Genomic DNA, 25,039 nt, shown 5'->3' on the forward strand with positions numbered 1-25,039 from the left:
GAGGTCCCCCGCTCAGTGGGGCAAGCAGGCCAACGCGCGGCCCTCTCCCCTCGAGGGGAAGACCGAGTTGTCATCCGCTCCGGGCTTGCCCAGCCCTCGCAAGATCGCGGGCTGCGACGCGCTGACCCTGCCCACGTAGAAGACGCCGTCGTATCCCGCCGCGTTCGCGCCGCCCCACACGTGGACGAAAGGCCGCGCCCCGTTGTCCTTCCCCTTCGTCTCCTGGACACCACACGCCAGCTTGTCCTTCTTGCCCGTCCGGTCCACCGCGCAGATCCACGCAGTCCCGCTGTCGTAGGCCATGTCCAACGACACCACGCCCTTCAGCTTCTCCTTCAAGAGCAGCCCCATCGGACGGTAGCTCTCATCCCATGGCAGCCCGGCCTCTCTCCTTGAGTGCACGTTGCCGCTCACCACGAGGTGGAAGCGGTCTGCGTCCTGCTTCACGTGCTCCAGCACCGTCGCGGTCAGCGCATCCTCGCGCGCCTGGCCATTCAGCTTCGGGTGGTCATAGACAAACACCTTCACGTCCAGCCCCTGCGCGCGCAACAGCCGCAGTTGCTCCAGCATGTTCGCCACGGCCTCACTGCCACGCCCATCCGGGTACGGGCTGCGCCAGAAGCCCGCGTCCATCAAACGCAGCCAGTCCTCCTCCTCGCCCTTGCTCGCGAGGAACGTCTCCATCCGCTGCTCGTTCTCCACCGGCAGCTCCAACCCCACCGACACCTTCACACCCGCCGAGGCCACCTGACACGCCGCCTGCGCGATGAACCGTGGCACCTCCTGCGTCCCGTGCAGCTCCCCCAACAGCAGGACGTTCCCCGCCACCGCGTGACGGCCCAGCCCCGCGATGGGAAGACCACACTCCGTCAGCTCGCGCGTCGCCGTCTTCGCGGCCTCCTGGGATACCGCCACGCCGTTCGACTTCGCGGGCTCCTCCACCTTCGCCAGCTTCGGCGCCACCGCGCTGTACACCTTCCACTCCAGCACCATGTCCCGCTGGCCCTGCGCCGACTCCGCCGAGATGCCCGTGTCTCCCGTGGGCACCTCCAGGCGATCTTCCAGGTCGGCCATTCCCATGAAGCCGTCGTCGGCGTTCCCCGTCACGGCGCGGTTCACGCCCCAGTCCAGCTCCTTGCCCGGGCGTGACAGCGTCTTGTTCGCGCTGCGCGTCACTCGGATGATCCACAGCTTGCCGCGCGTGGGGGTCTCGCGCTTACCGATGACCATGTAGCTGTGCCAGAAGCCCGCGACCTTCGAGCCGCCAAACTCCGCGCGCCAGTCCGTCACCAGGACATAGCTGCCCTTGTCCTGACGGTAGTGCAGCCCCGCGTCCGTGAAGTACTGCTGGACCGAAGGCCAGACCTCTTCCAAGGGACGGTCATAGATGGCCTCACGTTCGGGAAAGTCCAAGCCCCCCTGACGCGCGGCACACCCCGACAGCAGGCAGGCCACGGCCACTGCCAGCATCGACACAGAACGCATCTGTCTCCTCCGATTGGCGCGGCCCCGTGAGAACCTGAACGCCGGATGCGTCTGCGCATATCGCGCGCGCGTCTTTTTCAGCGTCCGCCAGCCCGTGCGCCTCGAGCAGCGCGAACATGGCGCTCATGCATCCGCTCCCCATCGGGCTGGGAGGATGCAACGAGCGCCAAGGCGGTCCTATCGGGCTCGCGTGACTCCTTCAGGAATACAACTTTCGCGCGAGCACCTGGAACGCCTGACCACTCTCGCGCGCCAGCGCATGGTGACCGTCGCGCACCACGCTGCGACCCGCGACCACCACATCGCGGATCGCACCCGAGGACGCTCCGAACACGATGCCGGGCAACAACGACGTGGGGTCGGCACCCACCAGGGACGGGTGCTCCAGGTCCACGGTGAAGAAGTCCGCCGGATGCCCCGGCTCCAGCTTCCCCGTGCGCATCCCCAGACTCCGCGCGCCCTCCACCGTCGCCATGTCGAGCAGCCGCGACGCCAGCCCGTCCATGGTTCCCGAGCCCGGGTCGAGCACCGCGCGGCGCAGGCGGGCGAGCCGCAGGTGCTGCTCGACCTGCCGCGCCTCGTCCAAGAGGTCCACGAGGGTTTGACTGTCCGAGCCGAAGCTCACGTGCGCTCCCGCCGCCAGCAGCGCATCCGCGGGCACGATGCCGTCTCCCAGGTTGCGCTCGGTGGACGGGCACGCGCACACCGTGGACCGCGACTGCCCCAGCATCGAGACCTCCGCGTCCGTCAGGTGCACGCCATGCACGGCCGTGAACAGGGGCCCCAGCAAGCCCACGTCCGCCAGCAGCTCCGTGGGGCGGCGCCCGTACTCGGCCAGCGAGGCTTCGATCTCCTTGGGCTGCTCCGCCACGTGCATGTGCACCGGCATCCCGCGCGGGCTCGACCGGGCCAGCGCCTCCAGCCACGCGCGCGGCACCGCTCGGACGCTGTGCGGCGCCAGCCCCACGCTCACCGCCGAGTCTCCGCGCACGGCGCTCGCCAGCGCTTCGGTGGTGGACAGGAAGGTGTCCACATCTGGATCGATGAACCGCCGCTGCCGCGGATTGGGAGGCACGCCGTGGCCCGCGCGCGCGTAGCCCACGCGCAGCAGGCAGATGCGCAGGCCCACGTCTCGGGCCGCGCGGATGACCGCGTGCGCCAGCGCGTTGCGGTCCGCGTAGGGCGTGCCATCCGGTTGATGGTGCACGTAGTGGAACTCACCCACCGAGGTGATGCCCGCCAGCGCCATCTCCAGGAAGACCTGTCGCGACGCGACGTGGAGTTCCTCGGGCGTCAGGGCCTCCGCCGCGCGGTACATCGCCTCGCGCCAGGACCAGAAGTCATCCTGTCCGCGCCCTCCGGCCACGTACTCCGTGCGGCCTCGGATGAGTCGCTGGAAGGCATGCGAGTGGCCGTTCACGAGCCCCGGCAACAAGGCGCGTCCCGGCAGGCGCACCACGCGAGCCCCGGGCCCCGCGTCCGCGAGGATGTCTCCCTGGGCGCTCACGGCCAGGGAGCGGCCCGCCTGGAAGCGGCCTTCGGTGTAGAGGAAATCCGGCTGGTAGACGGTGATGTCGCTCACGCGCGGCAGCGTATGTCAGGGCCTGGGGCCGCGCAGCAGCGGCGCGCGCCGGGAGCGTCAGGCGCTTGCCTCTTCGCCCTCTGATGTCGCGGCCCGCTCGCGCTCCCACGGACGGGTGCGCACCGCGTCGCGAATCCACAGCACGTGGCGCCGCTCGTCCTCGCGGTGCTTCTCGATGAGGCCCCGGACCGCCGGGCTCCAATCGAAGCGCAGCGCGAGTTCATAGGCGCGGTTGGAATATTCCTCGTTGCCGAGCATGGCCACCAGCGCGGCCTCGGTGCCCATCATGCTCGTCATCGCGGTGAGGCCCTTCATGGCCGTGCCCTTGAGGTCCGGCCGGAGCGACAGGGGTTCACCGCCGAACTGGATGATGACGGTGTTCAAGTCCTGCACGTGCCGAGCGTGGTCGATGCGGAAGTCGTTGAGACGCTCACGGACCAGCTGCTCGGCGATGCGGGAGATGGCGGCGTCATAGGCACCCACTGCATCCGCGTCGAGCTGGGCCAGGCTGCGCAGTCGGGCCACTTCTGACTTTTCGGCCATCACCCGCTCCTTCTCTTCATCTCATTCAGGCTCTCAGGCTCTCGACAATGTGAGGGGCCAGCAGCACACGGCCAACCCTCCCGCGAGGGCCAGACTCAGGTCGACCCAGGGCCAGGCGACCGAGCGGGATGGGCATGCTCGCGCGGGTCAGCGCGGGCGGCGAGCCAGGGAGCAAGCGCCCTCGCGCAGCGACACTCGACGGCCCGAGTCTCTGGGCGCATCAGCCATGAACTCCCAGGAAACCCAGCGAGCGCTCCGAGGGGTGGGCCGTGGGCGACATCCCATCGTGCATGCCCAGAGGGCACGTGTTACTCCCGCGCCGCGCATGTCTGCTTCCGCCACCGAGGGGCCCGTGAAGTCCGCGAGCCCGATGAAGATCGCCGTCGCCTACTGCATCTGTTTCCTCCTGTGGGGCTCGACCTGGGCCGTGGTGAAGGTGGGGTTGCAGGACCTGCCGCCCCTGCACTTCGTGGGCACGCGCATGCTGGTGGCGGGGCTGGCGCTGTTGCCCTTCGCCCGAGCGGGCGCCGCGGCGCTCGATGTCCGCACGGGCTGGCGCATCGTGGGCTTGGGGCTGTTGCAGCTCACGATTCCCTTCGGGTTCCTCTTCACCGCGCAGCAGTGGATTCCCTCCAGTTGGTCCGCGCTGCTCTTCTCCACGTTCCCCGTGTGGCTGCTGCTCATGGGTCGCGTGCTCATGCCGGACCAGCCGCTGACCGCGCGCAAGCTGGTGGCGGCGGGGCTGGGGCTCGCGGGCGTGGTGGTGCTCCAGCACACGCAGCTCGGCTCGCTGAGCATGTCGGGCACGGCGCTGTTGGGCGGCCTCTTCACCCTGGTGGCCGCGGCGGTCGTCGCGGTGGCCAACGTGTTGGTGCGGCAGCACATGAGCCACGTGCCTCCGCACGTGCTCACCTTTGGACAAACGCTCAGCAGCGGCGTGCTGCTCCTGGGCGCCGCCGCGCTCTTCGAGCAGGGACAGCCCTCGCACTGGACGCCTCGCGCCATTGGCGCGCTGCTCTATCTGGCGCTGGGCGGAACGGTGCTGACGTATCAGTGCCTGTATTGGCTGCTGCCGCGCATCTCGCTCACCGCGCTGGGCGCCATGGCGCTGCTGGACACGCTGGTGGCCGTGGTGCTGGGCGTGGTGGTGCTCGATGAGCCGCTCACGTCCTCGCTGCTGGTGGGCGGCGCGCTCATCCTCACGAGCGCGGCGCTGGCCAATCGCGCGGCGCCCGAGAGTCACGCGGCTCCGGCGGAGACAGCCGCACCGGAGCGAGCGGAAGCCTCGGGGACCTAGCCTGTCTTCTGCTGCGGGGCCCGCCGGGAGCGGTGGGCGGCAATCCACTCGCGGGCCTGCTCGGCGGTGTCCGCGTAGTGGACGTCATGGGGCTCGTTGCCGTTGAGCATGGACGCCACGGTGAGGCTCTTGGTCGCGGCCTTCTGCTCCAGTCCCGCGCCGATGTAGACGATGGCGTGGAACCACCGCGCCTTCGAGTGCTCCACCAGGTACTTGCGCGACTCCGGGCTGAGCATCGAGCTGCCGATGTCCGCCGCCAGGTAGAACCGCTGACGCTCTCCCAGCTCCCGGTAGATGCCCACCGACCAACGCGAGCACTCCTCGTCGGTCGGGCCGTTGAACCGTGCCCAGAGGATGTCCGGAGCCTCGAACCAGGCCCGGTGCGTCCCCAAGGTCCACTCCCGCTGTTCGTCCATGTCCACCCCCGTCGCTGCTCAGGCGGGCGCAGCATAGACGCAGCGACCGGACAGCACCCAGTGTCGCCCGGTCGGATGTCTAGAATTCGAAGGGCAATGGCAAGACGAACGCGGTGCCGTTCTGCGTCCCGGTGCGATAGCTCCGCGACGCACCCATGACGACCACCGTCGGCTGAGTCCCGCTCACCGGCGCCAGCGCGAGCGACTGGCCCAGCATGCCGCGCTCCGCCGTGTCTCCCACCACGGTGAGGAAGGGCGACAGCGCGCCCGTGGACTGAGGGCCACCCGCGTAGAAGAAGACCGCGCCCCCGCCATCCGAGGCCACCGAGGCTCCCGTCGCTCCGACGATGAGGTCCGGCACGCCGTCTCCCGTGAGGTCCTTGCCTCCCGCCAGCGAGGCGCCGAAGCCCACCGCGCGCGTGCGATGCACCAACGGGGTGGGCGACAGCCGGTCATCCATCGCGGACACCAGGACCTCGGTCCCCGGAGCGGGCCGCAAGCTCGCGAGCGGTGCCACGTCGAAGAGCAGCACCGCGGGCTGCGTCACTCCACCCACCGGGATGCTCGCGGCGCTGATGGCCAGGAAGTCTCGCGTACCGCCGAGGAAGCGGCCCACGCGCGTCGTGGCCACGCCCAGTCCGAGCATGTTGAGGTTCACCTCGCCGTCTCCCGCCACGCGGACCATGGCCGGCTGCGTGCGTCCGCCGCAGCGCGCGCCTCCCGCGTCGTAGCCAAAGAGGATGACGACGCCAGAGCGCGAGCCGTCCGAGTAGCGCCACGACACCTCGGCACACGTGTCCCCGTCCAGGTCTCCCAGCGCCGCGGGCGCGGAGGTCTGCTGCACGGACGTGGGCCACGTGTAGACGGGGTCACATCCCATGCTCAGCTTCGCCAGCGTGGCGTCATCCGGAGCGCGGCCCAGGTACAGGTCGAAGCCCTTGTCGCGCAGCACGCCCAGGTCCTCCTTGCCGTCCCCGTTGAAGTCGAAGCCGCCCACCACGCCGCGGCCGATGCTGGCGCGCTTGCACTTCGCATCCGTGTCTGGCGTGCAGCCCGCGATGAGCGTGGGCGCCCACAGCCGATAGGCCGGCTTGAACGTGCCATCCGCCTGCCCCAGCGACACGAGCACGCCACCCACGGACTGCGTGCTCGCGGCGACGCACTCGGCCCGCACCTGCGCGTAGGCGTCACGCTCCGCGGCCGTCGAGTTCATCCCCGGCGCGACGAAGGCCGGCGCGCTCATCACCAGGTCCTTGATGCCATCGCCGTTGAAGTCGGTGAACGTGACATCGGTGCCCACGCTCCGGCCGCGCGTCAGCGGCGCACCCGCGCCCTCCCCCGCCACCGCGGGCGTGGTGGGCGTGGCCATGTTGAACGCATAGGCCCGACCCACGGACAGGTCCGCGCCGTCACCGTTGACGCCCGGGCCCGAGAAGCCCGGCGCCCCCACCGCCGCGACGACACGGTCGGCTCCGAAGCGTGCCACCGCGACCGCCTCGCCGTAGCGCTCCACGCTCGCCTTCGCCGGCACGGGGATGCCCGTGCGCGTCCACTCCGCGAGCGACGCACCCGCGCGCTGGAAGACATCCACCCGGCCCGTGAAGGCACCCTGATCCGACGAAGCCCTGCCCGCGAAGCCCACCAGCGCGGGCGCGGCCGATGTGCCAAGGACCGCGAGCCCCGCGCCGAGCACCTCCGCCTTCGCCGCGCCTCCCAGCGATGCGATGGGCTTGTTGAGCGTGCTGCCCTTGGCCAGCGTGGCCAACGGATACGCGAGCACGCGTCCCGCGCTGCCCAGCGTGGTGCTGCCCACCATCGCCGTCCCGTAGGGCGCGCCCAACAACAGCTCCGGCCCGGCCACGCCATCCACGTCCATCACCGCCCAGCTTCGGCCCGCGTTGATGGACTTCACGTCGCCGTAGATGCGCGCATAGGCAGCGTCGCGCGTGAGCTGCACCGGCGTGGCCGCGGCCTCACCCGTGGGCGTCTGGCCGGTCAGGTCGAACAGGAACGCGCCACCCGCGTCGGCGCCGGACTGAACGCCTCCGGACGTGCGCAGGTCGGGCGAGTCCGCGCGATCCGCCAGCACCATCAGGAGCGGAGGCCGCGAGCCCTCGCCCGGGATGGCGCCCAGCCGCCACGTGCCCTCGTTGGCGATGCCCTCCGCGAGATTCGAGGGCAGCACGTACACGTCCGGCGTGGCGTTGAAGCGCGAACCCGAGGCCCGCGCGAAGAAGACGGAGACGGAGATCTGCTGTCCGCCCACGCTGCCATCCGCGTTGTACCGAGAGGTCTTCCCGAGCGCGGCGACGTCCGGCCGCCCGTCGTTGTTGAAGTCCGCCATCACCACCGCGCGGCCCAGGTCCGTGTTGCTGCGGGCCACCAGGCCTCCCGCCTGCGTCAGGTCCGTGCCACCGAGCCGCACCGACGGCAGGTCCGGGATGGGCTTGCCGCGCTCCAGCACGAAGAAGTCCACCACGCCGCGCTTGTTGATGGCCGTCGTGGCCGCGAGGTCACCCACCGGCGAACCCACGAGCAGGTCCAGGTCGCCATCGCCATCCACGTCCGCGATGGCCAGACCCGTTCCGAACCCACCGCGCCCCAGCCCCGTGAGCGGGGCGCGCATCGGCAGCGGCTCTCCTGACTTGAAGGTGTAGACGTACACCGCGCCCGAGTCGCCCACCGTCACGTCCGCGCCGGGCGAGGACACCGCCAGCTCCGCGCGTCCGTCGCCGTCCAGGTCGCCGGCCGCGAGCATGTCGCCGAACTGCGCCGTGTCCGAGTCGCCCATCAGCACCCACGTGGGCTTCGCCGGCAACCCCGACGCGCTCCCCTTGAAGATGAAGACCGCGCCACCCGTGGGACGCGACAGGTCGCTCTCGCGCTGGCCCACCGCGAGATCCAACGTGCCATCGCCGTCGAAGTCCGCGGTGAGCAGCGTGGCCGCGTCCGACAGACGACCATGCGGCTGCGTGGGACGGATCAGCTCGGTGAGCACGCGCACGGACAGGTTCGCCACGTCCTTGGTGAACCGGTCCTCCGCCTTCAACACCGTCACGCCCGAGGCGCTCGCCTCCACGCTCAGTCGCCCATCCGCGATGACGCCGGGACCGGACACCTTCGACCAGGTGATGGAGTCACTGCCACCGCGCGTGGCCAGCGGCACCGAGCCGCCCGCGGGCAGGGCCAGGAAGCCCGGATCCCCCACGAGCTTCGCGTCCGGACGCACGTCGTACTGGAGCAGGACCTCGTCGCCCGTCTTCGCATCCCGCACGGAGATGAGGTCGAGCCCCGTGCCAGCGCCCGCCGTGTAGACGCCGTCCGCCGTGAGCGTGGCGCCCGAGCCCGACTTCACCAGCAAGTACGTGGGCGAGCCCACCAGGCCCGACACCTCGACCTTGAAGGACGTGGTCGGGCGCACCGCCGCGCGCGCGGGCGCGACGTTGAACGACGCCACCACCTTCACCGCCGCGCTCACGTCTCCCGAGCACACGGCGTCCTGGGCGACGAGCACGTCATTGCCCGGCGTGGAGCCCGCGACGAACCGGTCTCCGCGCACCTCGCCGGACGAGCCACCCGGCATCGCCACGAAGCGGTAGTGGCCGCTGCCGCCCGACGCGGACAGCACCACCACGCCGCCCACGCGCACGTTCGCGGGCTCGGCGGTGAGCTTCAGCGGGGCCAGGCCATCACAAGGGCTGGCGTAGGGGACTTCCGCCGCCGGTTCGAGCCCGTCTCGACAGCCCACGGACAACAGGGCGAGGAGGGGGGCCGCGCGGGTGATTCGCTTCATGATGAAGAGCCTCGAGGATGCGGAGACGTCAGGGCTGCGCGCCGGACGCAGCCCAGCGCTGGATGAGGGAGATCTGCTGCGGATCCATCGGACCGTCCGCGGGCATGCGCTGGTCGCGCACCGCCGCGGTGATGAGGGCCGCGTTCTCCTTCCACAGCGCATAGGTGTTCAGCGGCCGGCCCGGACCCGTGGTGTGGCACTTCGCGCAACGCGACTCATGCAAGGGACGGATGTCCTTGTCCCAGCTCAGCGCCACCGTGTTGAGCGGCTGGTAGCTGAAGGGCACCGAGCGGCGCGCCTCCGAGCCATCCGCGAACCGCGCGACGACGCCCAGCGTGTGCATGCCGGGCGTCAAGGCGGAGAGCGAATACGCCTTGGGCGTGCCGTCCGTCTCCATGCCACCGAGGCTGTAGTCAGGCGCGGTCGCGGGCACCTCCGCGTCGCCGAGCTGGAAGAAGACGCTCGCGCCCGCGGCGCCAGGAGGCAGCACGGCGCGCACCACCACCCCGTCCTCGACCACGAGCGCTCCCTGGTTCATGCCGGTGACACGCGGCGCGGGCGCGGCGCTCAGCGCCACGGTGTCCTCTCCCAGGCGAACCCAGGCGCAGCCGCTCTCGTCCACCGCCAGGAACGTCACCGCGTTCGCATCCACGTCGCTGGCCGAGCCCCAGGTGTTGGCGTCCGCGTCGTAGAGCCACAGCTCGGCGCCGGCCTTCGCCCAGAGGAAGCGCCCCGCGGCGTGCAGCTCCGAGGGCAGCCGGGACAACACCACGCTCTGCCATCCGCTCTTCTGGTAGCGCAGGAGCCGCTCGGTGGTGAGCACCCACGGCTCTCCGGAGGTGCCCACCCCCGGCCCCAGCGCGGCCACCGCCGTGACGATCTCCCCCTGCTTCAAGGGGATCTCCGTGCCCATCACGCGGTACGCCTTGGCGCCCGCCGCCACCGCCACCGCGAGCGTCTGCTGGCGCAGGAACAACAAGCCCGACGTGCCATCCGCGGTCGGCGCCGCCGCCAGCGACACCACGTCATCGAGCGGCCGGCCGTTCACCTTCAGCTCGGACAGCACGCCATCCTGGAGCCGGTACAGCCCCTGCGGATGGGCGAGCCACACCGCGCCATCGGGCGTCTGGGCCGTGCCCCGCAGGCCCGACGTGAAGGGCGCGCCCCACGGCGCCGCGAGCAACCAACCGCTCTCGGCGAGGAACAAGCCGTTGGAGGTCTCGGCCAGCGCGGAGTGAGGCCCCAGCCGATGCACGGCGAGCACCGTGCCCACCGGGCCCGGGTTGGCCGGATGCGCCTCCAGCGGCGCGCGCGAGCCATCCAAGCGCAGGCGCACGGCGGTGCCATCGGACGAGACGAAGATGCCGCCTCCCGACTGGTCCGCGAACGACACGGCCGCGCTCACGCCCAGCTGCGCCTTCACCCGTGTCGGGGTGAAGGCGACGGGGCGGATGGGCTCCGTCGAGGGGGTGTCCTCACAGGCGGTCAGCACCACCCCGGCGGACAAGAGAAGAGAGACGAGGACGGGACGGACGAAGGAATGAGCGGGCATCTCGGTCAGGCGAGGATGGGACGCAAGGGGTCCACGCGGGTGATGCTGTAGTCCAGCTTCGCCGAGGCCAGCACCGTGGCGATGACGTGCTCGGGGAAGATGTTCGTGCCGCTGGGGTCGGCGGCGCCAGTGCGCAGGTCGAACGTGCCGGGCGCCATGCCAATGTCGCCGCTGCGGCCGAACACGTAGTTGTGCTTCACGCCCGCGCCCATGAGCATGCAGCTGCTGCACAGGTGGTGGTCGCGACCGCCCTGGCTGTTGATGAGCGGCGTACGGGCGAACTCGCTGAACACCATGATGGTGGTGTGGTCCATGAAGTTGCCACCACTCGGGTGCGTGCTTCGCCGGAGGTCATCCACCAGGAGCGCCAGCGCGTCGAAGCCCACGCGCAGGTTGCTCGCGTGCGTGAGCTGCGTGCCGAAGTGGGTGTCCAGGCCGCCCGTCAGGTTGATGGACACGCACTGGCTGATGCCCTTCTTCAGCGCCGTGGCCACGGTGGCCGCGCGCCCCGCCGCGCTGTTGAACGGGAAGGCCTGGTTGCGCAGGCCGTAGAAGTCCAGCAGGCCGCCGGCCTCGGTGGCGTTCTGGAACTTGAACGCGTCACTCAGCTTGTTGGCCATGACCGCGCTCATCTGGCCGCGGCTGTTCTCGTACGTGGTGCCCACGCCGCGCGCGCCGTAGGCGGCCTCCTCGCACGAGATGGGCTGGCCGTTGAAGTCGACGAGCTGCTTCTCGATATCGCTGTCGAGCTGGCGCGTGCTGGGCGACAGCGTGAGCACCAGGTCGTTGAGGCCGCTGACGCGCAGCGCGTTGGCGTAGCCCGCGTACCGGTCGTTGTACGACTCGATGTTGTACGCGATGGAGGCGATGGGCACCGTGGGCTTCATCTGCCCCACGATCTCCGTCGCCGTGGACGAGCCGCGCGCCGCGCTGCCGTTGGGCTGCTTGCCCGTGAGGAAGTAGCGGTAGCCCACCTCGTGACCGAGCGTGGTCATGTTGATGCCGCGCACCACGGTCATCAGGTCGTAGTGGTCCGCCAGCCGGCCCACCGCGGGACCGAAGGTGATGTTGCTGCGGCCCACGCCCGGCTTCTCGGCGGGGATGATGGGCTTCGTCTGGAAGCGCGTGTCCGTGGACAGCAGGCTGTAGCCCGGGAGGATGCGCGTCTCCGTGACGCGGTCCGGGGTGAACTCGTCCGGGTCTCGCGGGTCGAAGGCGAGGAGCTGATCCCACCCTCCCGCGAAATAGACGAAGACGAAGCAGCGGTCCGGGGGCGCCAGGTTCGTCGCCTGGGCGAAGGCGCGGAAGGGCACACCACCCAGCAGCGTGGAGCCCATGAAGCCCGCGGCGGCCTTGAGGAAGGTCCGGCGCGCGGGACGCAAGTCGTCGGGGGGCGTCTTCTTCATCGGAGGCACCTGGGAGACGTCAGTAGGTGATGAACCGCGAGTCCGTCATCATGGCGATACACACCACCGCCAGCGCCTGGTCTCGCTTCTTGATGGTCTCGGCCCGCACGGCGGCCTGGGTGAACAGGTTCACGTACCGGGTCAGCTCGTCGCCAGACAGCGGAGCGCCCCAGAAGCGGGTGGACTGCTCCACCAGCAGCGTGCGCACCTGCGCGTCCGTCAGCTTGCGCAGGTCATCGAGCTTGCCTGGGATGGAGCGGGTGAGCACCCGGAGCTGCGGATCCACCTGGTTCAGCTCCGCGGCGGCTTGGAGCATGCAGACCTCGCGCGCGCCGTCGTCCAGGAACTTGGCGAACACGAGGTTGGGCTCGGTGTTCTCGCTGGCGATGAGCGCGAAGTCCGCGCGGCCGAGCGACTGCGCGCGCGACTCCAGCTCGGACCAGTCGCGGCCCACCACCGTGCGGATGGACTCCTTGAGCTGCGCCACGGTGATGCGGCGGGGCGCGCGGCCCACGTGCCCACCCTGCGCCTCGGGGTCCGGCAGCGGCACGGGCTCCTGGGCGTGGGGGTTGTTCACCGGCTCCAGCTGGCCGTCACGGTCCACCGGCTTGGGGGCGTCCACGGAGCCCTGGGTGCAGCCCGCGACGAGCGCGAGCAACGCGGTCAACACGAGGCGGCGCATCAGTCGATCCTCCGGTAGGCGTCGGACATCACCACGCGCTCGATGAGCGCCTTGAGGCGGTGGCCGCTCTTGGCGAAGTCCTGCGAGAAGGGCACCAGGTACATCGACTGCTCCTCGGCCGTCATGGGCCGGCCAAGGAACTCGTTCCAGATGCGCTTGACGGCGCAGCGCTCCAGGTCGCCCGTCTGCATCATCCGCTGCACCAGCAGCGCCGGGCCGCCCTCGATGTTCTTCTCCTCGTCCGCGGTGCGGTACAGGTACGTCTTCAGGAGGCCCAGCGAGTTGGCGCCGTCGCCGTCGTAGGCCTGCATCACGTACTGCGCGCACTCGCCACCGCAGCTCGTGTCGCCGTTGAGCGCGCAGTCGCGGCACTTCGGGTCGTAGCGGGGGAACTGGTCGGGCGGCAGGTACAGCGCGACGCGCTCACCGTAGCGGCCCCAGTGCGCGCCCGTGGGCTCGATGGTGGCGTGGCAGTAGTTGCAGCCGCAGCGCTTGGCCAGGTTGTTCTCGCGGTTGCACGCATCCTCGGGCGGAGGCAGCGAGGCATCCTGCGCGGGTGAGAACGTCTTGCAGAGGAACGAGTCGTAGAACTCGTTGACGCGCGAGCGCTGGGTGGGGAAGCGATAGAGGAACGCCGGCGTGGTGAGGATGCCCGAGTGCGGCGCGTCGCGCGTGTACTCCGTCCAGGTGTCCACGTCCGAGTAGGCCAGCGCGGGCAGCGCATCCACACCGCCGGGCGCGTTGACGCTGAAGACCCCCACGCCCTGCTTCTGCCGGTAGAACTCGGCGAGCGTGCCGTTGATGAAGGAGCGGCGCGTGGTGAGGATGTTGAAGTACGGCTCGTCCCGGCGCAGCACCGAGTCCGCGATGCGCTCCGGCTCCTGGTTGAACGCGGCGACGCGCGCATTGTGCACCGCGGTCACCTCACAGCGCCGCATGCCCACGCCGCAGCCGCAGGTGCGGTCGGTGACGAAGCGGGTCGTCTCGCAGGACTCCAGCGTCCACGGGTTCGCGGGGCGCTCCTGCGCCTCGATGGCGCAGACCTTCACGGGGTCCGCGGTGGTGGCCCAGTAAGGCGCGGGCTTCATCACGTAGCCCTCGCGCTCCAGACAGCCGCGCGGCGGGGCGTAGGTGCCGTTCACGTTGTTGCGCTTGTTGAGCGTCAGCGTGCAGCGGTCCAAGCGCGCCAGCGTCGGGTTCGTCTCCGGGTTCGGGTGCGCGAAGGCCACCACGTTGCCGCCGGTGTCCGTCTGCTCCACCGTCAGCGCGGAGGTGGTGTTCTTCGCCGGGTCCGGCAGGCAGAGGAACGGATGCAGCGTGCCGTTGGCGATGCGCCGCATGTCACAGAAGTAGAGGTACTTGGCCGGCAGCACGTCCGGCTTGGACTTCGCCACGGTGCAGTCCGTGAGCGTGGTGTCCGTCACGTCGAGCTGCGTGCACTTGTAATAGCTGGTGTCGTAGTCGTAGCTGACCGGCAGCGGCACGCCCTTCTCGTCGCGGCACTTCTTCTCCGTGACGGCGGGCTCCGCGTGCGGATCCTGCGCGGGGAACAGCGGCTTGCCGTCCGCGCCCAGCTTGTTGCAGTCGTCCTGCGCGATGTACGAGTCGCAGGTGACGCCGTTGAGGCCGCGCAATCCCGCGGAGGGGTTGTTCGCGAAGCCGTAGGCGCTCGTCGCCGTACCCGCGCCGCCAACGCGCGAGTCACCCGCATCGTAGACGCTCGCGCTGATGTTCGAGCGCAGCAGCGCGCGGTGATACGTGCGCATCCGCTGGTAGAAGGACTCTTGCTTCATCATCGCCTGGATGTCTTCGGCGGTGATGGAGCCCTTGGCCTGGACGACCTGGTATTCCTCCAGGGTCGGCGGACGGCCCAACAAGTCGAGGGAGAGCTGACGCAGGTGACGCTCCAGCGGAACCTTCGCAACAGGAGCGCAGACCGCGTCCTCAGCGGAAGCTGGCAGCGAGAGCAGAATCGCGGCGCCAGCCAGCAGGCCGAGGCAACGCACTGAGGGCACGAGGACCTCCGAGAGGGGGGATCGGGGGCGAACCGTCAGATTGTGCCTGCTTTTCTTGTTAAAGATCCAGCAGGCCTAAACGACGCCTTCATCCGACATGTGCGTCCACGCACTCGACGTGGTTGCAACCCTGGGCGGCCCGAGCGAGATAGGGCGCCATGTCCACCGCCGCCTCCGCCTCCACGCCCCCGCGGGTGTCCGACCGCGCTTTCTTCGTCTTTACCGGTGTGGTCTCCGCTGTCGCACTCGCCTTCCTGGGTTGGCTCCTGCTCATCCGCCGAGGCGGCGCGGTGGGGGGGAGCGTGGACCTGCGGTTCCTGCCCGCGGTCAACGCGAGCCTGAACGCCACCGCGGCGGTGCTCCTCATCGCCGGCTGGGTGGCCATCAAGCGGGGCGCGCGGAAGGTGCACCAGTACCTCATGGTGGGGGCCTTCGCGGCGTCGGCGCTCTTCCTCGTCTGCTACATCGCCTACCACTACGTCCACGGCGATACCCGCTACGTCGGAGACTGGCGCGGCCTGTACCTGTGCGTGCTGGCCAGCCACGTCCTGTTGTCCATCTCCGTGGTGCCCATGGCGCTGGTGGCCTTCTACTTCGCGTGGCGCCGCGACTTCGCCCGTCACCGGAACGTGACGCGCTGGCTCGCCCCCATCTGGACCTACGTGTCCATCACCGGCGTGCTCGTGTTCTTCATGCTGCGCGGGGGCATGCCAGCCGCGTAGCGCCGCGCACGGAACGCGGACGAGGTGCCCTGCGCGGACCGCGTCGCGGCCACGCAGTTGGTCACTTGTCGGCGGTCACCGGGCGGTGCAGCACCTTGGGAATCTCCGCCGCCAAGAGGTCGATGGCGGCGCGGGTCTTCGACGGGAGGTAGCGCGTCTTGGGCCAGACGGCGTGAATCTCGGCGGAGACCACGCGCTCCGCGTCCAGCACCAGCGACAGCTCCCCGGAGCGCACGTAGCGGCCCAGCAACCAGCACGGCAGCCACGCGAGCCCCGCGCCCGCGATGGCCGCGTCGGCGATGGCCTGCACGTCATCGAAGCGGATGCGGCTGGCGATGCGAATCTCGCGGATGCGCCCCTCCGTGTCGCGCACGTGCCAGCCCTTGTCGTTGCCGAAGCTGCCGTAGACGATGCCCGTGTGCGACGCCAGCGCGTCGAGCGTGGCGGGCCACCCATGCGCCGCCAGGTACGCCGGCGACGCGCAGATGCCCATGGCCTGAGTGCCCAGGTGTCGCGCGGCGAGGCTCGCGCTGTCCGGCAGGCTGCCCACGCGCACGCCGAGGTCGAACCCCTCGTTGACCAGGTCCACCGCGCGGTCGTTGAAGGACAGCTCCACCTCCAGGCGCGGGTACTGCTTCGCCAGCGTCATCAGCAGCGGGGCCACGCAGTGGCGTCCGAACAGCACCGGCACGCTGACGCGCAGACGCCCGGTCGGCTCGCGTCGGCCCGAGTCGAGCGCGGCCTCGGCCGCATCCAGCTCGCCCAGCGCACGCACGCAGCGCTCGTAGAACGCCTGCCCGTCCTCGGTGAGGCTCTGGCGTCGCGTGGTCCGGTGGAACAGGCGCACGCCCAGCCGGTGCTCCAGCCGCGCGATGGTCTTCCCCACCGCCGAGCGCGTCAGCCGCATCCGCTCGGCGGCCTCCGCGAAGCTCCCCGCGTCCACGGCCTGGACGAACGTGGAGATGCCACTCAGTCGCTCATTCATGGCGGTCGATTGGTTCCTCTGAGGCTACACAGTGCGTAGCACAAGACGTCACTGAGGATAATCCGGCACCGATATCTTCGCTTCACGGGTCACGGCCACCGCCGAGATGGCGGCGCTCGATTGCCTCCCGCTGAAGCCCCTCTTCTGGAGATATCCCCCATGCAGGCCTATCGCATCGCCCCCAACACGCAGGTCCCCTTTGGCCTCGAGCGCTTCGAGCGCGAGGCCCGCGCTCCCGGTCCCCACGAGGTGCTGGTGCGCGTGCGCGCGGTGTCCCTCAACTACCGCGACCTCATCATTTCGCGCATGGCCAACTCGATGAAGGGCAAGGTCCCCACGCCCATCCCCTGCTCGGATGGCGCGGGTGACGTCATCGCGGTGGGCACGAACGTGACGCGCTTCCGGCCGGGTGACCGCGTGGCCGCGTCGTTCTTCCCGCACTGGGTGGATGGCCCCGTCAGCGCCCAGCGCACCTCGGAGCCGCTCGGTGGCCTTGACGCGGACGGCATGCTGGCCGAGCACGTGGTGCTCCCCGAGAGCGCCTTCTACGCGGTGCCCGCGCACCTGGACTACGCCGAGGCCGCCACCCTGCCCTGCGCGGGCGTCACGGCCTGGAACGCGCTCTTCGTCGAGGGCCACGTGAAGCCAGGCGGCACCGTGCTCATGCTGGGGACGGGCGGCGTGTCCGTGTGGGCCATGCAGCTCGCGCGAGCCGCGGGCCTGCGGACGATCATCACCTCGTCCAGCGATGAGAAGCTCGCGCGGGCGCGGGCGCTCGGCGCGCATGAAACCATCAACTACCGCACCACGCCGGAGTGGCAGGACGAGGTGCTCCGGCTCACCCAGGGCCAGGGCGTGGACATGGTGGTGGAGGTCGGCGGGCAGGACACCATCAACCGCTCCATCGCCTCGCTCCGCATGGGCGGGCGGCTGACCATCGTGGGCCGGGTCAGCGGCGCGGGCGGCGCCCCGGTGGAGCCCATCAGCCTCATCGTTGGCAACAAGCACATGTCGGGCGTCTACGTGGGCAGCCGCGCCATGGCCGAGGACCTCTGCAACTTCGTGTCGTTGACGGGCATCCGCCCGGCGGTGGATCGCGTCTTCGACTTCGCGGACGCGCCCCAGGCCTTTTCCTATCTGGAGAGCGCCGCGCACTTCGGCAAGGTCATCATCCGCGTGGGGAACTGAGTCCCACGCGGAGGAGCGAGCGACGCCTCACGCCAGCGCTGGCACAGACGTGCTGGGCTCGGGAGGCGTCGCGCTGGTGAATGTCCCAGGCGACAGTTCCCCCACCGTCTCGCCGTGCTGGCTGAGGTCGAGCCCCTCTTCCTCGGCCTCGCGCGTGACGCGCAGCGGGACGATGCGGTCCACCAACTTGTAGAGCAGCCACGAGCCCGCGAACGAGAACACCGAGACGATGAGCAGCCCCAGCAGGTGCATGAGGAACGTGCGCGTGCCGCCGTAGAGCAGGCCCACGTCCTTGGCCAGCACGCCCGTGAGCACCATGCCCACCACGCCGCCCAGGCCGTGGCAGGGGAAGACATCCAGCGTGTCATCGATGGCGGTGCGGCTCTTGAAGTTCGCCGCCGCGTTGCTCACGAAGCTGGCCACCAGCCCCACCAGGATGCTCTGCCCCACGGTGATGTAGCCCGCGGCGGGCGTCACCGCGACCAGCCCCACCACCGCGCCCACGCAGGCCCCCAGCGCGCCCGGCTTGCGTCCGCGCAGCCAGTCAAAGGCAATCCATCCGAGCATCGCCGCGGCGGACGCCGTGTTCGTCGTGGCGAACGCCAGCGTCGCCGTGCCCGACGCGGCCAGCGCCGAGCCCGCGTTGAAGCCGAACCACCCGAACCACAGCATGCCCGTGCCCAGCATCACGAAGGGCAGGTTGGCGGGAGCGTGCGTCGCGTGCTCCTTGTGCCCCTGGCGCCGCCCGAGCACCAGCGCGCCCGCCAGCGCCGCGAAGCCCGCGGACATGTGCACCACCGTGCCGCCCGCGAAGTCCAGCACGCCCCAGCGATGCAGGAAGCCCTCCGGGTGCCAGGTCCAGTGCGCCAGGGGCGCGTAGATGAACAGGCTGAAGAGGACCATGAAGAGCACGTACGCCTTGAAGCGCACCCGCTCGGCGAACGCGCCCGTGATCAGCGCGGGCGTGATGATGGCGAACTTGAGCTGGAAGAGCGCGAACAGCAGGAGCGGCACCGTGGGCGCGAGGTCGGGGTGCGTTCGAGTCCCCACGCCGCTGAACATGAAGAAGGTGCGCGGATCCCCGATGAGGCCGTGGAAGCTCGCGCCGAAGCTCAGGCTGAAGCCCACCACCACCCAGAGCAGGCTGATGACCGCCATGGCGATGAAGCTCTGGAGCAGCGTGGACACCACGTTCTTCAGCCGGACCATCCCGCCATAGAAGAACGACAGGCCGGGCGTCATCAGCAGCACCAGCGCGGTCGCCGTGAGCAGCCACGCCGTGTCCGCGGCGTTGAGCGGACCGCCTTCCGTCACCTGCTCGGCCGGCACCCACAACAGCCCCGCCACTCCCACACCCACCAGCAGCGCCAGAACCAGCCACTTCCGCATCGCGGCACCTCTCGCAAGAGTCGACGCAACGCATCATCCGCATGGATGTCCTTATTTTCAATCCGTTGGACCTAATTCATCTGGAAATATGGATATCTCCGAGCGAATCTAGGCCATTTGTCCAACCTCTTGCTCGAAGCCAGGTGTACCCGGCGGCTTGCTCGCCGCCTCAGTTCATCCGGGATGCGTTCGTGGCCCCCGTTTCGGTGTCCTCTTCGGGGCCTCCGTCATCGGTCTCTTCGTCCGCCTCGGCGGAGATGTCCTTCGGGAGGCCGTCCACGTAGGTGACGACATTGCCGGGCATGGCGGGCACGCGCGGGCCGGGCGTCACCACGCCCGTGAGGTTGAGCGGATCCACTCCGGACAGGCTCACCGTCACGCCCGAGGGCGGAGACCGGCGCACCGCTCGCGCCATGTCCACGGCCTCGGGCAGCGCGAACTGCTCACCCACGAAGCCCGCCACGAAGCGGCCTCCGCGCAGCTCGCCGCGCGCCTCCATCCGGCGATACACGCGGAGCAGCTCGCGCCACGACGGGGCCAGGGACTCGCGCATCACCAGGTCGCGCCACACGATGCCGTAGCGCTGGAGGAACAACCGCGCCAGTGAGTCCATCACCTCGTCCGCGGACTTCGGCTCGGCCGGAGCGAGCAGGCTCCAGCGCCCCGGGCCGCCGCGCTGCAACAGCTTCTGCCGCTTGCGGTGCGCGGGACTCTGGAGGACGCGCAGGTTCTGCACCGCGTCCGCCGTGACGAGCCCCCGCGCCACCAACTCCCACAGCGAGTCCTCCACCTCGGCTGGCAGGCGCCGCGCTCGCGTCACCAGCTCCTGGAAGAAGCACGCGCCTCGGCGCTCCAGCACGGCCACCACGTCTCGCGCGGGCGCGCTCAGGTCGGGCGGCAGCCACACTCCGCCATCCGCCAGCACCGCGTGAGGGCGCGCGGCGGCGAGCATCCACTCCAGGTCCTCGCGCACGGTGAACGTGAGCGGAGCGTTGCGCGTGGGCGAGGCCCGCGAGGTGCGCACCGGCTCGGGCTCCGGCGGAGGCACGGCCGCGCCTCGACGCGGCCCCGGCGGCTTCGGGGGATCCTTCAGCGTGACGCGTCCCCAGGCGACCTCGCCCGCGTAGCACGCGCGCTCCATGAGGTCGGGCGTGTAGCCACGCATGCGCGCGGGAAGCAGGAAGCGCTCCCACGCGGAGGCCGGCGCTTCGTAGCCTTGCAACAGTCGCACGGCCTTGAGCAGGCCCGTGGAGCCCCGCAGCGCGTCCACGTCCTCCAGGTGGTGCCAGCGAAAGAGGAAGCGCATGAAGTCCTGCGCGCTGAGCGGCTCGATCTCCCGGCGCAGGCGCCCCACCGTCATGCGGTGGATGCGCTGCAGCAGGCGACGGTCACACCACTCCAGCGGCGGTGACTCGGACGCGGTGTCGCGGGGGCGGAACTGGCCGCGCAGCACCGAGCCCTGGCTCTCCAACTGGTGCAGCGCCGCGTCCACATCGGACGGGTCCAGCATCGTCAGCCGGGCCAGCTCCTCCACGGTGGTGGGCCCGAGCATCTCCATGCGTCCGCGCACCACCTGGAGCACGGCCGCCTCGCGCTCCACGGGCCGGTCGTACTCCAGCACCGGGAGCGGTGGCTGCGTCGACGCGGACGGGAAGAGGGCGCGCACCGCGTTGCCTCGCTCGGCCGTCACGAGGAAGCGCGCGGCCGGCAGCTCCAACCACGCCACGCGCCCCTGCGCGAAGAGCGGAACCTCCATGCCGCGCGGCACTTCCGAGGCTCGCACCAGCACGAGCTGCAAGAGCGCGTCGTGCAGCTCGTCCTCGTCGCGCATGGGCGGCGCCGCGTCCTCCACCACTTGCGCGATGGCGTCCGCGTCGAGCGCTCCGAAGGCGGCGGCGTCCTCGGCGGGCAGCGCGCGGCGCAGGGCCACGTTGCGCACGCGGCGCTCCTCGGCGGGCGCGTCATCCAGAAAGGTGTAGGGCTGGCTGTTGATGAGCGCGTGCGCGAACACGCTGGGCTCCGGCACATCGCGCGCGACGAGCTGGACAGAGCCGTCCTTCATGCGCCGCAGCACCTCGCGGAGCCCCTCGATGTCCATGGCCTCGCGCAGACAGTCCGCCATCGCCTGGTTCACCAGCGGATGGTCGGGCAGCTCGATGTCGCCTCCGCCGTGGTTGTCCTGGCACCCCACCTGCGCGGGGAACACCGCGGCGAGCAGGTCCTCGCTGCGCGCGCGCTGGATGTTCGGCGCCACGCGCTTGCCGCCCATCATCCGACTCAGCGTCAGCGCCCGCGTGGCCACCCACCGGAAGCGCGTGCCGAACAGCGGCGACTGGAGGATGGCCTGCACCAGCACCTCCTCCACGTGGTCCGGGTGGAGGAAGTCGAAGATGTCCGCCAGCGGGAACGAGTGCTGCTCGCCCAGGGACAGCAGGATGCCGTCCTCGGTGGCCGCGGCCTGAAGCTCGAAGTCGAACGAGCGGCAGAAGCGCTTGCGCAGCGCCATGCCCCACGCGCGGTTGATGCGACTGCCGAAGGGCGCGTGGATGATGAGCTGCATGCCGCCCGCTTCATCGAAGAAGCGCTCGGCCACGACGGTGGTGTTGCTGGGCACCACATCGCCGAGCATCTTCTTCCCCAGGCGCAGGTAGCCCAGCAGCGCGTCCACCGCGGGCGGCGGCACCTTCAGCTCCTTCTCCAGGAAGCCCGCCGCGTCCTCGCGCGCGAGCAACTCGGTGCGCAGGCGGCCCACCTGGAGGCTCAGCTCGTCGGTGCGTCCGGGCGCCTCGCCGCGCCAGAAGGGCACGTTGGGCGGAGCGCCATGCGCGTCCTCCACCACCACCGTGCTGCCCAGCACGCGCTGCACGCGCCACGCGGTGCTGCCCAAGAGGAAGATGTCTCCCGCCGAGGACTCCACCGCGAAGTCCTCGTCCAGCGTGCCCACCACCTTGCCCTCGGGCTCCGCCGTCACCGTGAAGGTGAAGGTGTCCGGGATGGCGCCGCCGTTGGTGAGCGCGGTGATGCGCACGCCTCGCCGCCCCTTGAGCCGCTGGTTCACCCGGTCGCGGTGCAGGTGGATGCCGCCTCGACCGCGGCGCTCGGCCACGCCCTCGGAGAGCATCTCCAGCACCTGCTGGTACTCCTCCCACGTGAGGTCGCGGTACGGGTAGGCGCGCTGAAGGATGCTGAAGAGCGCGCGCTCGTCCCACTCCTCGCAAGCGCATGCGGCGACAATCTGCTGCGCCAGCACGTCCATCGGTTTCTCGGGGATGATGACCCGGTCCAGGTCCCCCTCGCGCACGGCGTTGAGCAGCGCGACGCACTCCACCAGCTCGTCGCGGGTCATCGCGAAGAGTACGCCCTTGGAGATGCCGGCCTTGTGGTGGCCCGCACGGCCCACTCGCTGCAACAACACCGAGATGGCCTTCGTGCTGCCCAACTGCACCACGAGGTCCACGTTGCCCACGTCGATGCCAAGTTCGAGCGAGGCGGTGGCCACCATGCAGCGCAGGCGGCCCTCCTTCAGCTTCTCCTCGGCGACGAGCCGCATCTCGCGCGACATGCTGCCGTGGTGCGCGGCCACCAGTTCCTGGCCCAGGCGCTCGCCCAGGTCGTGCGCCACGCGCTCGGACATCTTGCGCGTGTTCACGAAGATGAGCGTGGTGCGGTGCTCGCCGATGAGCTGGAGGATGCGGTCATAGACCTGACCCCACATCTCATGGCTCGCCACGGAGGACAGCTCCGCGTCGGGAATCTCCACCCGCAGCTCCCACGGGCGCAGGTGGCCTACCTCCACCCGCTTGCAGTCGCGATGCGTGGCGCCGGTGAGGAACCCGGCGATGGCATCCAGCGGCTTCTGCGTGGCGGACAGACCGATGAGCTGCGGCCTCACGTCCGTGAGCGCCTTGAGTCGCTCCAGCGACAACGTGAAGTGACTGCCGCGCTTGTCCCGCGCCAGCGCGTGGATTTCGTCCACGATGACCGTGCGCACGGAGCGCAGGGTGGCGCGGGCGCGCTCGGCGGTGAGGTAGAGATAGAACGACTCGGGCGTGGTGATGAGGATGTGCGGCGGGCGGCGCACCATCTGCGCGCGCTCGGCGGCGGGCGTGTCACCGCTGCGCACCTGCACCCGGAGCGGCTGGGGTGAGAAGCCCTCCGCGCGAGCCAGCGCCATCAGCTCCTCGAGCGGCTGGAGCAGGTTCTTCTGCACGTCATTGCCCAGCGCCTTGAGCGGGGACACGTACAGGACCTGCGTGCAGTCCGGCAGCGTGCCCTCCAGCGCCAGTCGGAACAGCGAGTCCAGCGCGGCGAGGAAGGCCGCCAGCGTCTTGCCGCTGCCGGTGGGCGCGGCGACGAGGACGTCATGGCCCGCCTGGATGAGCGGCCAGCCCTCCACCTGGGGACGACTGGGCTCGCCCAACCGCGAGGCGAACCAGCGACGAACCACCGGATGGAATGCGGCCAGCGCGGGGTGAGCCGCGTACTCGGCCGCGAAGTCGAGGTGAATCTGCGGGGACATGGCAGCGCTCTCCCGTCTCAGCCTGAACACAGGTACAGGCCGCCGTCAACGCGCGCGGACGCGACCTGTCCGGACAGCCCACGAAGGCCCGCGCATCCCTTCTGGAACAACACTCGGCCAGGCCATCCACCGCACGACTCTCGTGCGCCCCAGGGCCCGGCTCCTTGCCCGCCTCAGTTGCGCGGCAGGTGCACGGTGAAGGTCGTGCCCGAGTCCGCGCTGGAGGCCACCTCCACCGAACCCCCGTGCGCGGTGATGATCTGCCGCGTGATGTAGAGCCCCACGCCCAGCCCCGTGGGCGCGCCCTTCTCACGCGGCGCTCGCCCCGCCTGCCGCCACACGCCGAAGAGTCGCGGCAGGTCCATGGGCGCGATGCCCGGCCCTTGGTTGTGCACGCACAGCACCGCCTCGGAGTCCTTGCCCTCCGCGAGGACGCGCACCCGACTCTCGACGGGGCTGTAGCGCAGCGCGTTCGCGACCAGGTGCGTGATGACCTGCTCCAGTCGGTCCGCGTCCCACGCGCCGCGCCCATCCCCTTGCAGCTCCAGCTCGACGGCCCGGTCCGGGTGGCTCGCTCGCAGCGCTTCCACCGTGCAGCGCACCACCTCGAAGAGGTCGCAGCGCTCGCGCAGCACCGGCATGCCACCGCCCAGTCGCGCACGCGCGAAGTCGAGGAGCTGACGAATCATCCGGTCCATGCGACCGGCGCTCGAGAGGATGCGGCCTGTCAACATCGCCTGTCGCTCGTCCAGCGTGCCGCGTCGCTGAAGCTGCTGCGCGGACATGGACAGCGCGTTGAGCGGGTTGCGCAGGTCGTGCCCCAGCATCCCGAGGAACTGCTCCAGGAACTCCTCGGCGCCGCTCTCGCGAGTCGGCGGCGCGACCATGGCCAGCTCCAGCAGGTGTTGCTGGTGGCTCACCTGCTCGGACAGCTCGCGGGCCTCACGCTCGGCGCGGCGCAGGCGCAGCAGCAGCGTCACCTGCGACAGCAATCCGCCCGCGTCCACCGGGGCCAGCCGCCAACAGTCCGGGCCCCACTCCGAGCCCGCGGGCTCGGCACCGGATGGCGCCTCCGCGTCACCCACCCACAGCACCCAGGCGCCGTGCGTGCGCGATGCTCGCCGCAAGCCCTGGCACGTCTCCCGCGCCTCGGACCGAGGGGCCCGCGTCTCCACGAGCACGAGGTCCACGTCCACGGCCAGCCGCGTCAGGGACTCTCCGTGGACATCCGAGGCGAGGACCTCGAAGCCCGCGCGCTCGAGGAGACGTGCGGTGCTGGCGCGGCTCGCGGGGTCGTCGTTGACGTGAAGGATGACCGGGGGCGAAGGCATCATGCGAGGCGTCCGGGAAGTGCCCCCTTCGTAGCGTCAGGGCTCCCCAGGTGCCAAGTCCCGGACGCTCGGGAAACGTGGCCGCTCGCCGAGGAGGCGGGGGGTCAGTGGGAGGCAGTGGGTGACACGCGCCG

Annotated in this window: 16 protein-coding genes; 3 read left to right on the forward strand and 13 right to left on the reverse strand. The window is 70.3% G+C overall.

Annotated features, from left to right (window positions below; translation table 11 throughout):
* Positions 1 to 12: 12 nt before the first annotated feature.
* The 3 genes from JGU66_11465 to JGU66_11475 form a co-directional block, all read right to left on the reverse strand.
* A complete protein-coding gene (locus JGU66_11465; GenBank protein ID MBJ6761384.1) occupies positions 13 to 1,485 on the reverse strand; it encodes a hypothetical protein in 1,473 nt (490 codons plus the stop codon).
* A gap of 199 nt (positions 1,486 to 1,684) precedes the next feature.
* On the reverse strand, positions 1,685 to 3,067 hold the full coding sequence (hutF, locus tag JGU66_11470) for a formimidoylglutamate deiminase (protein MBJ6761385.1): 1,383 nt from the start codon (positions 3,065 to 3,067) through the stop codon (positions 1,685 to 1,687).
* Positions 3,068 to 3,124: 57 nt separating this feature from the next.
* Positions 3,125 to 3,610: a ferritin-like domain-containing protein gene (locus JGU66_11475; protein MBJ6761386.1), complete on the reverse strand. Its 486-nt coding sequence runs from the start codon at positions 3,608 to 3,610 to the stop codon at positions 3,125 to 3,127.
* A gap of 325 nt (positions 3,611 to 3,935) precedes the next feature.
* Between JGU66_11475 and JGU66_11480 the strand changes: the two genes are divergently transcribed.
* Entirely contained in the window at positions 3,936 to 4,907 is a 972-nt protein-coding gene (locus JGU66_11480) for an EamA family transporter (GenBank protein MBJ6761387.1), read from the forward strand.
* On the opposite strand, the gene JGU66_11485 is transcribed toward JGU66_11480, so the two are convergent.
* The 6 genes from JGU66_11485 to JGU66_11510 all read right to left on the reverse strand — a co-directional run bounded on the left by JGU66_11485 (position 4,904) and on the right by JGU66_11510 (position 14,771).
* Positions 4,904 to 5,323 carry a hypothetical protein gene (locus JGU66_11485; protein MBJ6761388.1) on the reverse strand — a complete coding sequence of 140 codons (420 nt, stop codon included), beginning with the start codon at positions 5,321 to 5,323 and terminating at the stop codon, positions 4,904 to 4,906. The two genes, JGU66_11480 and JGU66_11485, sit on opposite strands and share 4 nt — an antisense overlap.
* Positions 5,324 to 5,402: 79 nt before the next feature.
* Entirely contained in the window at positions 5,403 to 9,116 is a 3,714-nt protein-coding gene (locus JGU66_11490; GenBank protein MBJ6761389.1) for a VCBS repeat-containing protein, read from the reverse strand.
* Positions 9,117 to 9,144: 28 nt separating this feature from the next.
* On the reverse strand, positions 9,145 to 10,668 hold the full coding sequence (locus JGU66_11495; protein MBJ6761390.1) for a hypothetical protein: 1,524 nt from the start codon (positions 10,666 to 10,668) through the stop codon (positions 9,145 to 9,147).
* A 5-nt stretch (positions 10,669 to 10,673) separates the two neighbouring features.
* Positions 10,674 to 12,074 carry a DUF1501 domain-containing protein gene (locus JGU66_11500; GenBank protein MBJ6761391.1) on the reverse strand — a complete coding sequence of 467 codons (1,401 nt, stop codon included), beginning with the start codon at positions 12,072 to 12,074 and terminating at the stop codon, positions 10,674 to 10,676.
* Between the two features lie 19 nt (positions 12,075 to 12,093).
* Entirely contained in the window at positions 12,094 to 12,756 is a 663-nt protein-coding gene (locus JGU66_11505; GenBank protein MBJ6761392.1) for a hypothetical protein, read from the reverse strand.
* Positions 12,756 to 14,771 carry a DUF1585 domain-containing protein gene (locus JGU66_11510; GenBank protein MBJ6761393.1) on the reverse strand — a complete coding sequence of 672 codons (2,016 nt, stop codon included), beginning with the start codon at positions 14,769 to 14,771 and terminating at the stop codon, positions 12,756 to 12,758. The genes JGU66_11505 and JGU66_11510 overlap by 1 nt, the downstream gene beginning before the upstream one ends.
* A 158-nt stretch (positions 14,772 to 14,929) precedes the next feature.
* On the opposite strand from JGU66_11510, the gene JGU66_11515 reads away from it, so the two are divergent.
* Positions 14,930 to 15,493: a DUF420 domain-containing protein gene (locus JGU66_11515; GenBank protein ID MBJ6761394.1), complete on the forward strand. Its 564-nt coding sequence runs from the start codon at positions 14,930 to 14,932 to the stop codon at positions 15,491 to 15,493.
* 61 nt (positions 15,494 to 15,554) lie between these two features.
* Here JGU66_11515 and JGU66_11520 read toward each other — a convergent pair whose 3' ends face one another.
* Positions 15,555 to 16,478, reverse strand: coding sequence for a LysR family transcriptional regulator (locus tag JGU66_11520; protein ID MBJ6761395.1), 924 nt, complete (start codon positions 16,476 to 16,478; stop codon positions 15,555 to 15,557).
* Positions 16,479 to 16,637: 159 nt separating this feature from the next.
* Here JGU66_11520 and JGU66_11525 point away from each other — a divergent pair, with 159 nt between their 5' ends.
* Positions 16,638 to 17,666, forward strand: coding sequence for an NAD(P)-dependent alcohol dehydrogenase (locus JGU66_11525; GenBank protein ID MBJ6761396.1), 1,029 nt, complete (start codon positions 16,638 to 16,640; stop codon positions 17,664 to 17,666).
* Positions 17,667 to 17,693: 27 nt separating this feature from the next.
* Here the strand turns inward: JGU66_11525 and JGU66_11530 are convergent, their stop codons facing one another.
* The 3 genes from JGU66_11530 to JGU66_11540 all read right to left on the reverse strand — a co-directional run bounded on the left by JGU66_11530 (position 17,694) and on the right by JGU66_11540 (position 24,908).
* Positions 17,694 to 19,055, reverse strand: a complete 1,362-nt coding sequence (locus JGU66_11530; protein ID MBJ6761397.1) for an ammonium transporter — start codon at positions 19,053 to 19,055, stop codon at positions 17,694 to 17,696.
* A gap of 169 nt (positions 19,056 to 19,224) precedes the next feature.
* Entirely contained in the window at positions 19,225 to 23,574 is a 4,350-nt protein-coding gene (locus JGU66_11535; protein MBJ6761398.1) for a DEAD/DEAH box helicase, read from the reverse strand.
* Positions 23,575 to 23,747: 173 nt separating this feature from the next.
* The gene (locus JGU66_11540) at positions 23,748 to 24,908 is read right to left on the reverse strand and encodes a hypothetical protein (GenBank protein MBJ6761399.1); all 1,161 of its coding nucleotides are present in this window, start codon (positions 24,906 to 24,908) and stop codon (positions 23,748 to 23,750) included.
* Positions 24,909 to 25,039: the final 131 nt, after the last annotated feature.

This window comes from Myxococcaceae bacterium JPH2, from assembly GCA_016458225.1.
Taxonomy (GTDB): domain Bacteria; phylum Myxococcota; class Myxococcia; order Myxococcales; family Myxococcaceae; genus Citreicoccus.

Excerpts from the sequence above, each read along its gene's own strand:
- JGU66_11465 (MBJ6761384.1), bottom strand. The coding sequence starts at position 1,485 with ATGCGTTCTGTGTCGATGCTGGCAGTGGCCGTGGCCTGCCTGCTGTCG.
- JGU66_11475 (MBJ6761386.1), bottom strand. The coding sequence starts at position 3,610 with ATGGCCGAAAAGTCAGAAGTGGCCCGACTGCGCAGCCTGGCCCAGCTC.
- JGU66_11480 (MBJ6761387.1), top strand. The coding sequence starts at position 3,936 with ATGTCTGCTTCCGCCACCGAGGGGCCCGTGAAGTCCGCGAGCCCGATG.
- JGU66_11485 (MBJ6761388.1), bottom strand. The coding sequence starts at position 5,323 with ATGGACGAACAGCGGGAGTGGACCTTGGGGACGCACCGGGCCTGGTTC.
- JGU66_11490 (MBJ6761389.1), bottom strand. The coding sequence starts at position 9,116 with ATGAAGCGAATCACCCGCGCGGCCCCCCTCCTCGCCCTGTTGTCCGTG.
- JGU66_11495 (MBJ6761390.1), bottom strand. The coding sequence starts at position 10,668 with ATGCCCGCTCATTCCTTCGTCCGTCCCGTCCTCGTCTCTCTTCTCTTG.
- JGU66_11500 (MBJ6761391.1), bottom strand. The coding sequence starts at position 12,074 with ATGAAGAAGACGCCCCCCGACGACTTGCGTCCCGCGCGCCGGACCTTC.
- JGU66_11505 (MBJ6761392.1), bottom strand. The coding sequence starts at position 12,756 with ATGCGCCGCCTCGTGTTGACCGCGTTGCTCGCGCTCGTCGCGGGCTGC.
- JGU66_11515 (MBJ6761394.1), top strand. The coding sequence starts at position 14,930 with ATGTCCACCGCCGCCTCCGCCTCCACGCCCCCGCGGGTGTCCGACCGC.
- JGU66_11520 (MBJ6761395.1), bottom strand. The coding sequence starts at position 16,478 with ATGAATGAGCGACTGAGTGGCATCTCCACGTTCGTCCAGGCCGTGGAC.
- JGU66_11525 (MBJ6761396.1), top strand. The coding sequence starts at position 16,638 with ATGCAGGCCTATCGCATCGCCCCCAACACGCAGGTCCCCTTTGGCCTC.
- JGU66_11530 (MBJ6761397.1), bottom strand. The coding sequence starts at position 19,055 with ATGCGGAAGTGGCTGGTTCTGGCGCTGCTGGTGGGTGTGGGAGTGGCG.
- JGU66_11535 (MBJ6761398.1), bottom strand. The coding sequence starts at position 23,574 with ATGTCCCCGCAGATTCACCTCGACTTCGCGGCCGAGTACGCGGCTCAC.
- JGU66_11540 (MBJ6761399.1), bottom strand. The coding sequence starts at position 24,908 with ATGATGCCTTCGCCCCCGGTCATCCTTCACGTCAACGACGACCCCGCG.